The sequence below is a fragment of the Streptomyces sp. NBC_00525 genome (assembly GCF_036346595.1).
Lineage (GTDB): Bacteria > Actinomycetota > Actinomycetes > Streptomycetales > Streptomycetaceae > Streptomyces.
This window is the reverse complement of sequence record NZ_CP107834.1, coordinates 4,167,542-4,180,098: the sequence shown is the minus strand read 5'-3', so window position 1 is coordinate 4,180,098 and position 12,557 is coordinate 4,167,542. Positions and strand designations below refer to the sequence as shown.

Sequence of the window (12,557 nt, the reverse complement as noted above, 5' to 3'; positions counted from 1 at the left end):
GCGGCCGTGCCGTCGCGGCCCGCCGGCCGCTGTCACCGGGCCGTGCGGCCCGTCACCCGACCTTACGTACGAACCGGGCGGAAGTGTTCAGCGCGGTCCGCGTTCACCGGAGGAAGTACCGGCCGGAGGAGGGAGGAGGAGACAGTGGATTCAGTCGGTCACGTCGATGGAGATGCTGTTGGACTCCGTGCCGGCGGCCGTGACGACCTGGACCTCGACGAGGCCCGGTTCCACCTCGACCGGGACGGGCACGGTGAGCAGGGTGTCGGAGGGGTTGGCGAAGCCTCCGGTCACCGGGACCAGCGGGACGTGGACGTGCACGGTGCCGATCCGCACGACGACGCGGGCCAGCCGGTCCGGGGCGCCCGCGCCCGGCGGCACGAATCCGGCGCCCCGGATCTCGATGTCGTCGCCGGTCCGGATCGGCGCGTCCAGGTCGCCCGCCTCGCGGGACCGGACGACCGAGAGCACGACGGGCCGGCCGCCCTCGCCGTACTTGCCGGTGAAGTAGACGGCCGCCGACACGGCCACCAGGAGCGCCAGGCCCCACGGCAGGTCGGGCAGCTGCTCGGGGCTGCGGGCCAGGCGGACCGCGGCGAACACCACGGCGACCGCGGACACGAGGACGTACTGCACGTCCGTGAAGGTGCCGCGCCCCGAGTCGTCGGTGAGCAGGTCCGCCGCGCGCGGCCGGTCGGCGCGCAGCTTCTGGAGCCGGCCGGACAGCACCCGTACGCTCACCACCCGGCGCACGGCCACCGCGACCGCGCACACCAGGGCCAGGACGGAGACGATGCCCGCGCCGCGGGCCAGGTCCAGGCCCTCAATGAGCTCGTCGCGGCGTTCGTGCCCGGAGGCGGCGGCCAGCTGGAGGGCGAGGACGAGCACGGAGAAGACGGCGAGCAGCACCCAGGACGCGGCGACGGCGCGGGAGGTGGAGAGCCGGTTGTCCTCGCCGATGAGCGGGGCGAGGAGGCCGCCGCGGGCGCGGTGCACATGGGCGGCGACGGTCAGCAGCGCCGCGGTGACCAGGCCGGCGAGGAGTCCGGCGGTGCGGGCGTGGGTCCAGCCGGCGCCGATCGCGGTGGCGGCCTCGGCGACGGTCAGCACGGCGAGGCCGCCCCAGACGATCACCAGGGTGCGCTGCCACACCCGGTACAGCCAGGCGTCACCGGCCTCGCGGCCCCGGTCTGCCACCTCGCGGGCGGACTCCGTCAGCTCGTCGGAGACCCATTGCCGGGTCGCCGACGCCGACCGGGCGACCCCCGCGGGCAGCCCCTGGCCGGCCGCGAACTCGTCCCGCTTGGCCAGGAAGGCGGCCACCGCGCGCCGGTGTCCCTGGCGCGCCCCGTGCGGGCAGTCGCCGCATGTGCAGCCCCCGCCGTGCGCGCCCTGTCGTGCCTCGTCCAACGCCACCGAGAACGCCGCCCTTCCCCGCCCCTGTTGCCGCCATCGGCCGGCCAACTCGTCTGTGATCGCTGCGAATTGTGCCGTACGGGACGGCGGGTTGCCGCATCGGGGCGCACCGGAGGGGCGTCTTCGCCTGCCTGTTCGAAGGCGGTCAGGCGCCGAGGACGAGATAGGCGAGTCCGAGGGTGCCCCGGTAGCCGCCGTAGTAGCCGGTGCGCCGTTCGTCGACGGCGGCGACGACGCCGTCGCGCAGGGGGTGGTCCGGGTGGGCCAGGGCCCAGCGTTCGCCGAGGCCGATGTTGGCGTGCGATTCGAAGAGGTCCCATTCCCGCTGGTCGGCGACGGTCACCTGGAGCGGGCGGAGTCCGGCCGCCTCGGCGTGCCGGATCAGTTCGAGCAGCGAACCGAAGTCGTCCGGCCGGGCGCCGAGTCCGGCCAGGGCGCGCTCGTCCGGCTCCCGCTCCCAGAAGCCCTCGCCGAACAGCACCCGGCCCCCCGGCCGTACGGCGGCCCGCAGCGCGGCCAGCGCCTCGGTGGTGCCGCCGGGCCAGGCGTGCGAGGCGCCGATGGACACGGCCAGGTCGTAGTCCTCCCCCGGCCACTCGGCGGCCGGCACCTCGTGGAACCGTACGCGCTCCGCGAGGCCCCGCTCCCCCGCCAGGGCCCGGCCGCGCGCGACCGCCTCCGGGTCGGTCTCGACGCCGTCCCCCGTACTGCCGGGCGCCGACTCGACCAGGCGCATCAGCAGCTCGCCCCAGCCGCTGCCGAGGTCCGCGATCCGGGCGCCGGGTTCCGGCGCGCAGGCGGCGACGAGCCGGGCGGCGTGCTCGTCGCAGAGCGGGGTGTTCCAGGTCAGGCGGTCGTTGCGGGCGGCGGACATCAGGGCGCGGATCTCATCGGACGACATGCGGGCGGAGCCTGCCATGCGCGACGACCCCCCGCCACGCGTTTTCCGCCGCCGCGCCACGCCGCGTACGTCCGCCCGCCCGCGGCCCGCCCGCCCGCCAACACGCCCGCCCGCCGACGTGGCACTCCCCTTCCCCCGCCCCGGACGCGGCGATGCCGCCGTCCCCGGTGGGGGGCGGCGGCATCGTCGGGGTCTGCGGGCCCATCGGGGCCGGGGAGGGTCACTCCCACTCGATGGTCCCCGGCGGCTTGCTCGTCACGTCGAGCACCACGCGGTTGACCTCGGCGACCTCGTTGGTGATGCGGGTGGAGATCTTGGCCAGCGTCTCGTACGGCAGCCGCGACCAGTCGGCGGTCATGGCGTCCTCGGAGGAGACCGGGCGCAGCACGATCGGGTGGCCGTAGGTGCGGCCGTCGCCCTGGACGCCGACGCTGCGGACGTCCGCGAGCAGGACCACCGGGCACTGCCAGATGTCGCGGTCCAGGCCGGCCGCGGTCAGCTCCTCGCGGGCGATGGCGTCGGCCTCGCGCAGCAGGTCCAGCCGCTCCTTGGTGACCTCGCCGACGATGCGGATGCCGAGGCCGGGGCCGGGGAAGGGCTGGCGCTGGACGATCTCGTCCGGCAGGCCCAGCTCCTGGCCGACCATCCGGACCTCGTCCTTGAACAGCTGGCGCAGCGGCTCGACGAGCTGGAACTCGATGTCCTCGGGGAGGCCGCCCACGTTGTGGTGGGACTTGATGTTGGCGGTGCCGGTGCCGCCGCCGGACTCCACCACGTCGGGGTAGAGCGTGCCCTGGACGAGGAAGGCGACCTCGGGGCCGTCCTCCTGGAGGATCTCCAGCTGGGCCTGCTCGAAGACGCGGATGAACTCGCGGCCGATGATCTTCCGCTTCTGCTCCGGGTCGGACACGCCGGCCAGGGCGTCGAGGAAGCGCTTCTCGGCGTCGACCACCTTCAGCTTCGCGCCGGTCGCGGCGACGAAGTCCTTCTCCACCTGGGCGGTCTCGCCCTTGCGCATCAGGCCGTGGTCCACGTAGACGCAGGTGAGCTGGGAGCCGATGGCCTTCTGCACGAGGGCGGCGGCCACGGCGGAGTCCACGCCGCCGGACAGGCCGCAGATCGCGCGCTTGTCCCCGACCTGGGCGCGGATCGCGGCGACCTGCTCCTCGATCACGTTGCCCGTGGTCCAGGTGGGCTCGATGCCCGCGCCCCGGTACAGGAAGTGCTCCAGGACCTGCTGGCCGTGCGTGGAGTGCATGACCTCCGGGTGGTACTGGACGCCGTAGAGCCGCTTCTCGTCGTTCTCGAAGGCGGCGACCGGGACGACGTCCGTGGACGCGGTGACGGTGAAGCCCTCGGGGGCGGCGGAGCAGGCGTCGCCGTGCGACATCCACACCGACTGCTCGGCCGGGGTGCCGGCGAAGAGCGTGGAGCCGGTCTGGGAGACGGCGAGCGGGGTACGGCCGTACTCGCGGGCGCCGTTGTCGTCCACGGTGCCGCCGAGCGCCGTGGCCATCAGCTGGAAGCCGTAGCACATGCCGAAGACGGGGACCCCGGCCTCGAACAGCGCGCGGTCGAGCGAGGGCGCGCCCTCGGCGTAGACCGACGAGGGGCCGCCGGACAGGATGATCGCGCGGGGGTTCTTCGCCAGCATCTCGGCCACCGGCATGGTGGACGGGACGATCTCGCTGTAGACCCGCGCCTCACGGACGCGGCGGGCGATGAGCTGGGCGTACTGCGCGCCGAAGTCGACAACGAGAACCACGTCGGTGGCGGTGTCGGGGGCGGCGGGGGGTGCTGCTGGCACGGGGCGGCCTTCCGGCGGTGGAGAGGGGTCGGTCCTCCCAATTCTACCGGCGGCCGGCGGCGGGTCCCGCCCGGCCGCGACCGCCCCGGACGATGTGCGGCGTCTCACGATCCGGGCCCGGCGCGGGGCAGCGCCGGCATGGGTCCATACTGTCCCCATGCGTCAGCACACGACCTTCGTCTTTACCTATGGCATCCGGCCCGCCGGCTGCCATGGTCGTGCTGCTTGAGCAACTGACAAGCAACGTTCCAGGCGCCCCTGGGCCACATGGCCCGGGGGCGTTCTGGCGTTCCGGGCCCGGCCCGGGGGGCGCCGCACCCCACCGGGAGACCGACATGAGCAGCAGCACCACCCCCGCCACCGCGACCGCCGCCGAGGCGACCGGCGCACGCACCGACGAGGCCGCGTCCCTGATCGGGGACGCGCGTGAGCGCATCGACGCCCTCGACGACCGGATCATCGGGCTCGTCCAGGAGCGGATGGCCGTCTCGGCGGTGATCCAGGAGGCCCGGATCTCCTCGGGCGGGCGCCGGGTCAACCTGTCCCGCGAGATGGAGATCCTGAGCCGCTACCGGGACGCGCTGGGCAAGCCGGGCACCCCGCTGGCGATGACGCTCCTGGAGCTGTGCCGGGGCCGGGTCTGACACCCCGCCGTTCCCGCCGGGCTGTACGGACGTATCCCAGTTCGGGCGCGGTCTCACCCGTACGGCGCGTGACCGGCTCCGGCGCGGCTTCGTTGGTCCCGGTGTCCGTGCCAGCCAGGGGCGGCTCCCGATGGAAACCACGCGTGGCTCCGCCGGGGTGCGTGGCGTACCGCGTGTACGTCGTGGGACCGCGCACCGGCGTGCGTGACCGGTCGGCAGGGGACAGCAGCCCGGTCACTCGGAGGGACCGCCAGGTCTCTCCCGGAACGGCCGGCTCCGGGGACGCCCGGAGCCGGCCGTTCCTTCGTGTGCCCTGGGGTACGGGTACGCGTACGGGTCAGCGCGTCGCGCGCCGCCTCGCCGTCGCGAACAGCGCGCCTCCCGCGAGCAGCGCGACCAGCGCGGCGCCCGAGGCCGCGAGCGCGAGGGTGCCGGTGGAGGCGAGCGCGCCGCCCGAGCCGCCGGAGCCCATCGTGCCGGATGTGCCCGAGGCGCCCGACGAGCCGGACGTGGACGACGTGGACGAACCATCCGTGGAGCCGGAGGAGCCGGAGGAACCCGTGGAGCCTGAGCCGCCCGTGGCCGTCGTGCCGCCGGAGCCGGAGGTGCCCCGTACCGCGCCGGAGTCCTCGCCGTTCAGCTCGACGTACGACCGGTTGTTGGCGGGCTCCGGGTCGAAGGGCAGCTCGGGGTCCTGGAGGTGGATGTTGCGGACGACGACCGCGCCGATCGCCCCCAGGTCCACCGTGGCGATCCTCAGCCGGAACGGCAGGGCGAAGTCGGCGTCCTCCAGGACGGACATGGGCGTGGAGCAGAAGTAGCGCGGGGCCTTCTCCTGGTTCTCGCGGTAGCCGCCCTGCGCGGTCACGCCCCGGCAGACGTCCGGCTTGGAGACGACGTAGGAACCGTCGGGAACAGTGAAGTCGACGGTGGCGACGTCCTCGCCGGAACGGATGTGGCCGATCCAGGCGGGGCCCCGGTTGCGGAAGCCCAGGGTCACGTCGACGGTGTCGCCCGCCTTGCCGCCGGCCTGGTCGCCGTAGGCGGCGAAGTCGGCGGTGTTGGCGGTGCGGAAGTCGGCCTCCTGCTGGTTGTCGCCCGGCTCCAGGTCGCCCGAGCGGGGCGTGGGCGCCTTGCGCAGGGCCAGGGTGGCGCCCTTGCCGGGGCTGAAGCGGGCGCCGGCCCGCTGCGCGGCGCGGGCGTCGGTGCCGTCCTCGTTGATCCGGTACAGGAGGGAGTCGTACAGCGCGCGGCCGGTGGCGCGCAGGACGGGCGGTTCGGCCAGCGTGTAGGTGGTGCCGGGCTCGTAGCTGCCGGGGAAGGAACACAGGGCGGTGGTCCAGACGCCGGGGCTGCCCATGCCTCCCTCGTCCTCGCTGTACTCGCAGTTCTGGTACCGCTGCGTGAACGCGAGGCCGCGCGTGTTGCGCAGGGTGAGCAGGACGCCCTGGGCGGCGCGGGTGCCGTGGTTGGTGAACGAGATGGGCACCGGCTGGCTGTCGCCCGGCTTCAGCTCCGTCCGGAACGGCAGGCGCTTCACCGACAGGTCGGGCCCGCCGACGGAGACCCGCGCGGTGAACGGCCGGAAGGTGGCGCCCGCCGCCTCGGCGGTGACCTCGATGGTGCCGCTGTCGCCGTCCTCGCTGCCCTTGGCGGCGGTGACCTCCAGGTCGGCGAGGGTGCTGAGGCCCGGCCGGATTCCGTAGTCGTGGCAAACGGCGGTGGTCCCGGTCCGCTCGCAGTCCAGGCCGCCGTCCTCGCCGAAGGCCACGTCCGCGACGCCCGCCAGCCCGCCGAAGTCGAAGCGCACGGTGTACTCGCCCTGGTAGGCGCCGCTCTCCTCGTCCTCGGACGGGTTGGTGAGCGTGAGGGCCAGGCTCGCCTTCTGCGGGGCGCCCGTCGCCGGGTACGGATGCAGGGCCGTCTCGGCGGGGCCGCCGATCGTGAACTCGGGGCCGGCGGCGTGCGCGGGACCGGCCGTCGTGAGCGTTCCGGCGGCCAGCAGACCGGCCGAAGCCAGGACGCCCATCGCACGGCGGAACGGAATCGTGCTTCTCATCTCGGGGCCTTCGGGGTCGTCGGGAGCTGTGTGGCCGCTGGGGCGGCGACAGCGGGTACGACCGGGGGCACCCGGGAAAAGTTGCCCGAATTCAGATCACGGATCGAGCACAAGGACGCCACGGCGTTGGAAGTGATCCACCTCACATAAGGATTTCGTGAGTACGAGGACAACCATCGGGGGGTCCGGCAGGTCATGCATGCGGAACACCGGTTGTCCGTTCTTCTACGACGGCCGGTTACAGCGTGAGGGGCTGCACTGGGAGGGGGGTGCAGCCCCTTCTGCTGTTCTCAGGCCGTCTCCGCCTTCTTCGGCGGCACTGCCGGCATCCCCAGGAACGGCAGCCGCAGCGCGCCGAACGCCTCCTTCGGGACCGCCGGTGCCTGCGGCTCCACCGCCGGCAGCCGCTCGTACGCCTCGCCCTGCGCCGGACGCGGGTCCGGCTCGCCCTTGTTGGGCCAGAACGACATGGCCCGCTCCGCCTGGGCGGTAATCGTCAGCGACGGGTTGACGCCGAGGTTCGCGGAGACCGCCGAGCCGTCCACGACGGAGATGCCGGGGTGCCCGAACAGCCGGTGGTACGGGTCGATGACGCCCTCGTCCGGGGCGGCGCCGATCGGGCAGCCGCCGAGGAAGTGGGCGGTGAGCGGGGTGCCCATCAGTTCGCCGATGTTGGAGCCGGGGAAGCCGTTGATCTCCTCGGCGAGCAGCGAGGCGCCCTGTGTCGCCTCGGCTATCTGCGTGGGGTTGGGCGCACCGTGGCCCTGGCGGGCGGTGAGCAGGCCCTTGCCGAGGCCGCGCGGCTTGCGGTACGCGGTGAGGGAGTTGTCGAGTGACTGCATGACGAGCCCGATGATGACCCGCTCCGACCAGCGCCGGTTGGACAGGGAGCGCAGGGCGAGCGTGGGGTGCTTGGCCAGGTTCCCGAACCAGGCGAGGACCCGGTGGCTGCTGAACGGGACCTGGAGGATGGTGAGGCCGCCCATGGCGTTGGAGCCCTTGCCGTAGCGGACGGGCTCGATGTGGGTGTTCTCGTCGGGGTGGATGGACGAGGTGATGGCGACGCCCCGGGTGAAGTCGGGCTTCGTGCCGTGCTTCCTGCGGTAGCGGCGGTCGGAGGTCTGGGCGCCGACCAGGCCCTCGGAGTTGGTCCGGGTCAGCTCCCCGAGCCGGGCGGAGATCCTCGGCAGCAGCCCCTTGTCCCGCATGGTGTGGAGCAGGGTCTGGGTGCCGTACGTGCCCGCCGCGACGACCACCTTGCGGGCGCGCAGGGTGGCGGGCTTCGCCTTGCGGCGCTTGTCGGTGGGCACGGTGGCGACGTGGAAGCCGCCGTCGCGGTGCTCGGTGACGGCGACGACGGAGGTCATGGGGTGGATGACCGCGCCTGCCTTCTCGGCGAGGTGGAGGTAGTTCTCGTTGAGGGTGTTCTTGGCGCCGTGGCGGCAGCCGGTCATGCACTCGCCGCACTCGGTGCATGCCTTGCGGGACGGGCCCGCGCCGCCGAAGTACGGGTCGGGGACCGTGCCGCCGGGCTCGGCGCGTACGGCGCCGTCCGCGTCCCGGCCGTCGCCGAAGAAGACGCCGACCGGGGCCAGGTGGAAGGTGTCGCCGACGCCCATGGCCTCGGCGGTCGCCTTGAGGTGGACGTCGGAGGGGGTCGTCGTGGGGTTGAGCCGGACCCCGAGCATCCGCTTCGCCTGGTCGTAGTACGGCTTCAGCTCGTCCTGCCAGTCCGTGATGTGCGCCCACTGCCGGTCCTCGAAGAACGGCGCGGGCGGCACGTACAGCGTGTTGGCGTAGTTGAGCGAGCCGCCGCCGACCCCGGCGCCGGCGAGCACCATCACCTTGCCGAGCAGGTGCACGCGCTGGATGCCGAAGAGGCCGAGGGCGGGGGCCCAGAGGTAGTTCTTCAGGTCCCAGGAGTTCTTGGGCAGGGTGCCGGGCGTGAAGCGGCGGCCCGCCTCCAGGACGCCGACCCGGTACCCCTTCTCCGTCAGCCGCAGCGCCGAGACCGCGCCGCCGAAGCCCGAACCGACGACGATCACGTCGTAGTCGTACGCGGCGTCGTCGTCGGCCGCACCGGCCGGCCGGTCCTGATTCTGGGCAGGGCTGTCCTGGGACATGGCACTCCTCGGTACGAAAAGGACAGAACGGGTACGGCAGCGCGGGGGGTGCGGCGGACGCTGCGGTGTCAGCGCAGCCGGAACGCCTTCATCGCCTTGAGGCTGCGGCTCATGAACGCCGCGTACTTCTCGTCGTCCATCCCGAACGACGGGGCGAGCGGGATGAGCCGCTGCTGGGCGACGGTCTGGGCCTCGGTGTACTTGAGGATGCCCTCGGAGCCGTGGCGGCGGCCGAGACCGGAGTCCTTCATGCCGCCCATCGGGGACTGCACGCTGCCGTAGGCGGGGGCGTACCCCTCGTTGATGTTGACGGTGCCGGTGCGCAGCCGGGCGGCGATGCGGTGGCCGCGCCGGCCGTCCCTGGTCCAGACGCTGGAGTTGAGGCCGTACGGGGTGGCGTTGGCCAGCTCCACGACCTCGTCCTCGTCGCGGAAGCGGTAGACGGAGACGACCGGGCCGAAGGTCTCCTCGGAGCAGACGGCCATCGGCGCCTCGACGCCCTCCAGAATCGTCGGCTCGTGGAAGAGCGGCCCGATGTCGGGACGGGCGACCCCGCCGGCCACCAGGGTGGCGCCCTTCTCGACGGCCTCGGCGATGTGCCGGGTGACGGTCTCCAGCTGCCGTTCGCTCACCAGCGAGCCCATGTCGGCGCCGTACGCGAGGGAGCTGCCGAGCCGCATCGCCCGCGTCCGGGCGGCGAACCGCTCCAGGAAGGCGTCGGCCACCGACTCGTGGACGTACAGCCGCTCGATGGAGATGCAGAGCTGGCCGGCCGAGGAGAAGCAGGCGCGGACGGCGCCGGCGGCGGCCTTCTCCACGTCGGCGTCCGCCAGGACGAGCATGGCGTTCTTGCCGCCGAGTTCCAGCGAGACGCCGACGAGCCGGGCCGCCGCGCCCCGGGCGACCTCGCGGCCGGTGCGGGTGGAGCCGGTGAAGGAGACGTAGTCGGCGTGCTTGACGACCTCGGGGCCGACGACCGGTCCCTCACCGAGGACGACCTGGAACACCTCGGACGGCAGCCCCGCCTCGATCAGCAGGTCGCGGGCCCACAGGGCGGTCAGGGCGGTCTCGGTGTCGGGCTTCATCACGACGGCGTTGCCGGAGACGAAGGCGGGCAGCGCGTCGCCGACGGACAGTTCGAGGGGGTAGTTCCAGGGGGCGATCTGGCCGACGACTCCGCGCGGCTGGCGCAGCTCGGTGACCTTGGTGAGGGTCGGCACGACGCCGGTGTGGCGCTTCGGCCGCAGATAGGCGCTCGCCCTGCGCCCGTAGTGCCGGGCGGCGACGGCGACCGCCTGGACCTCCTCGTGGGCGTGCAGCCGGGCCTTGCCGGTCTCCAGCTGGATGAGGTCGAGGACCTCGGACTGGCGGCTGATGACCAGGTCGTGGAAGCGCAGGAGGACGGCGGCCCTGGTCCGGACCGGCAGCGCGGCCCAGGCGGGCTGGGCGGCGCGGGCGCGGGCGAACGCGTCGGCGACGTCCTCGGGGGTGGACTCCGGCAGGTCGGCCAGCTTCTCGCCGGTGAACGGCGTGTGGTTGGCGGTGCGGCCGGAGCCGGTGACGCCACGCGTCAGCTGGGCGATCACCTCGGGCGTCACGACATCGGCGGCCGTGCGCACGCCCGCGGGGGCGGCGGCCACGGGGTTGGTGCCGACAGCGGCGGCGGGGGACGTGGGGGCCTGCGAGTCCGTCATGAGGGCGAGAGTACGTCGGCCGGAAGGCTTTGGGTACCCGTGGGTAACAGCTTTTCGGGTACTCCCCCGGCCGCCCGCCGCCCCCGCGGCGACGCAGCCAGTGATCACTGGCGGCATAAGCCCTGATCAGGGGCTATTGCTCGACCGGGGGGCGCCAGCTGCGCAGGATCGCCCGGAACCGGTCGAGGGTCTCGTCCCAGTCGTCCGCCGGGCCCGTCATATAGAGCGCGTACTCCGGGCCGCCCTCCTTCGCGAAGTACATCTGGTCGATGGCGTGCCGCGCCTCGCCGCTCTTCTCGGTCCAGGTGAACTCCCAGATCCCGCCGGGGACGTCGCGGTAGATGTTGCTGTTCAGCTCCACCCGCCGGTACTCGGGCAGCCGGCTGCTCAGCTGCCGCTCCATGTCCACCATGTGGTCGTAGGAGTTGTCGTAGTCGGGGGACGGATCGATGCTGACCCGGAAGTAGTGCACCCCGCCGTCCGGCGAGTAGTCGATGTTGGTGCCGTTCATCTCGCGCTCCCAGCCCTCCGGCAGGAAGACGCTGAACCCGGCGGGGTCCTCGACCCGGCGCCAGCCGTCCGGCACGTTCGGCGCCGACGGGTCGGCGGACGGCGAGCCGGTGGCGCTCGGTGAGGGGGTCGGCGTGGGGTCGGCCGGCTTCGTGGCGCGGGTGCCCTGCGGGGCCGGGCCGCCGCTCGTCCCGGCGGTCGGGGTTCCGGCGGCCTCGGTGCGGTTCGCGTACATGACCGCGCCGATGCTCACGGCGCTGCCGAGGAGCGCGGCCAGGGCGATGACCAGGAGCCGGGTGCGCCACCGGGTCCGTCCGCCGCGGGGCGCCGGGGCGGGCGCGGGCGGTCCGGCGGGAACGGGCCGGGGCAGCAGGGCCGTGCCGCCGGGCATCCCGTCCGGGCCGGTGCGCAGCATCTCCTCGGACATGTGCTGGGTCGGGACGTAGGCCTGGGCGGCCCGCGGGGTGCGGCCCTCCATCGCCTCCAGGAGCATCCGCTCGGTCTCCGCCGCCGTGGGGCGGTCCTCCGGCTCCTTGCGCAGCAGCGCGGTGATGACGGGGGCGAGCGCCCCGGCCCTGGTGGGCGGCGGCGGTTCCTCCGTGACGACGGCCTGCATCGTGGAGATGGGGGACGTCCGGCGGAACGGCGAACGCCCCTCGACCGCCGTGTACAGCGTGGCGCCCAGCGACCACAGGTCGGACGCGGGGCCCGGATCGCCGCCCTTGACGCGCTCAGGCGCCAGATAGTCGATGGAGCCGACGAGTTCGCCGGTCCGGGTGATGGTGGAGTCGCCCTCTATCGCGGCGATCCCGAAGTCGGTGAGCAGCACCCGGCCGTCGCGGGCGAGCAGGACGTTGCCGGGCTTCACATCGCGGTGCAGGACCCCCGCCCCGTGCGCGGCGCTCAGCGCGCCCAGCACATGCAGCCCTATCCGGGCCGCCTCGCGCGCCTCGACCTCGCCGGACTCCTTCGCGCGGTCGGCCAGGGAGGGGCCGTCCACGTACTGCATGACGATCCAGGGGCGGTTGTCGTACTCCACGACGTCGTGCACGGTGACGACGCCGGGGTGGGTGATCCGGGCCGCCGCTCGGGCCTCCTTCTGGGTCCGGGCGTGCAGCACGGTCCGGTCCGACTCGGACACGTAGAGACCGGCGGTCAGCTCCTTGACGGCGACCGTGCGGTGCAGCACTTCGTCGTGGGCCCGCCAGACCTTGCCCATGCCGCCGCGCCCCAGGACCTCGGCCAGCCGGTACCTTCCGGCCAGCAGCAGCCCCGCTTCCGTGCCCTGTGATCGATCCACTTGTCGTCCCCGCCCCCGTTGCCTCGCAGACAGGTTACGGAGGGGACGCGCGGCCACGGAACCTCGCATCGCCCACGAGACCGCACTGTGATGCAGATCCCGT

The 12,557-nt window shown here is 73.4% G+C and carries 8 protein-coding genes; 1 reads left to right on the top strand and 7 read right to left on the bottom strand.

The genetic code is table 11. The features are described 5' to 3' along the window. Positions 1 to 150: 150 nt before the first annotated feature. The 3 genes from OG710_RS18765 to guaA form a co-directional block, all read right to left on the bottom strand. A complete protein-coding gene (locus OG710_RS18765; RefSeq protein WP_330240351.1) occupies positions 151 to 1,416 on the bottom strand; it encodes a hypothetical protein in 1,266 nt (421 codons plus the stop codon). 145 nt (positions 1,417 to 1,561) lie between these two features. Beyond that, a complete protein-coding gene (locus tag OG710_RS18760; RefSeq protein WP_330240350.1) occupies positions 1,562 to 2,317 on the bottom strand; it encodes an SAM-dependent methyltransferase in 756 nt (251 codons plus the stop codon). Positions 2,318 to 2,537: 220 nt separating this feature from the next. Continuing rightward, positions 2,538 to 4,124, bottom strand: a complete 1,587-nt coding sequence (guaA, locus tag OG710_RS18755; RefSeq protein ID WP_111337633.1) for a glutamine-hydrolyzing GMP synthase — start codon at positions 4,122 to 4,124, stop codon at positions 2,538 to 2,540. Between the two features lie 335 nt (positions 4,125 to 4,459). On the opposite strand from guaA, the gene OG710_RS18750 reads away from it, so the two are divergent. After that, entirely contained in the window at positions 4,460 to 4,768 is a 309-nt protein-coding gene (locus OG710_RS18750; protein ID WP_330240349.1) for a chorismate mutase, read from the top strand. Positions 4,769 to 5,105: 337 nt separating this feature from the next. Here OG710_RS18750 and OG710_RS18745 read toward each other — a convergent pair whose 3' ends face one another. From OG710_RS18745 to OG710_RS18730, 4 genes are all read right to left on the bottom strand, one after another. Next, complete coding sequence (locus tag OG710_RS18745) at positions 5,106 to 6,797, bottom strand: peptidase (protein ID WP_330242288.1); 1,692 nt, start codon at positions 6,795 to 6,797, stop codon at positions 5,106 to 5,108. A 320-nt stretch (positions 6,798 to 7,117) separates the two neighbouring features. Next, positions 7,118 to 8,950 carry a GMC family oxidoreductase gene (locus tag OG710_RS18740; protein ID WP_330240348.1) on the bottom strand — a complete coding sequence of 611 codons (1,833 nt, stop codon included), beginning with the start codon at positions 8,948 to 8,950 and terminating at the stop codon, positions 7,118 to 7,120. Positions 8,951 to 9,018: 68 nt separating this feature from the next. Further along, positions 9,019 to 10,644, bottom strand: coding sequence for a succinic semialdehyde dehydrogenase (locus OG710_RS18735; RefSeq protein WP_330240347.1), 1,626 nt, complete (start codon positions 10,642 to 10,644; stop codon positions 9,019 to 9,021). A 133-nt stretch (positions 10,645 to 10,777) separates the two neighbouring features. Then, positions 10,778 to 12,454, bottom strand: a complete 1,677-nt coding sequence (locus OG710_RS18730) for a protein kinase domain-containing protein (RefSeq protein ID WP_330240346.1) — start codon at positions 12,452 to 12,454, stop codon at positions 10,778 to 10,780. Positions 12,455 to 12,557: the final 103 nt, after the last annotated feature.

Bases quoted from the DNA above. Each gene is read 5' to 3' on its own strand.
- OG710_RS18760 (WP_330240350.1), bottom strand. From the start codon at position 2,317: ATGTCGTCCGATGAGATCCGCGCCCTGATGTCCGCCGCCCGCAACGAC.
- OG710_RS18750 (WP_330240349.1), top strand. From the start codon at position 4,460: ATGAGCAGCAGCACCACCCCCGCCACCGCGACCGCCGCCGAGGCGACC.
- OG710_RS18745 (WP_330242288.1), bottom strand. From the start codon at position 6,797: ATGGGCGTCCTGGCTTCGGCCGGTCTGCTGGCCGCCGGAACGCTCACG.
- OG710_RS18740 (WP_330240348.1), bottom strand. From the start codon at position 8,950: ATGTCCCAGGACAGCCCTGCCCAGAATCAGGACCGGCCGGCCGGTGCG.
- OG710_RS18735 (WP_330240347.1), bottom strand. From the start codon at position 10,644: ATGACGGACTCGCAGGCCCCCACGTCCCCCGCCGCCGCTGTCGGCACC.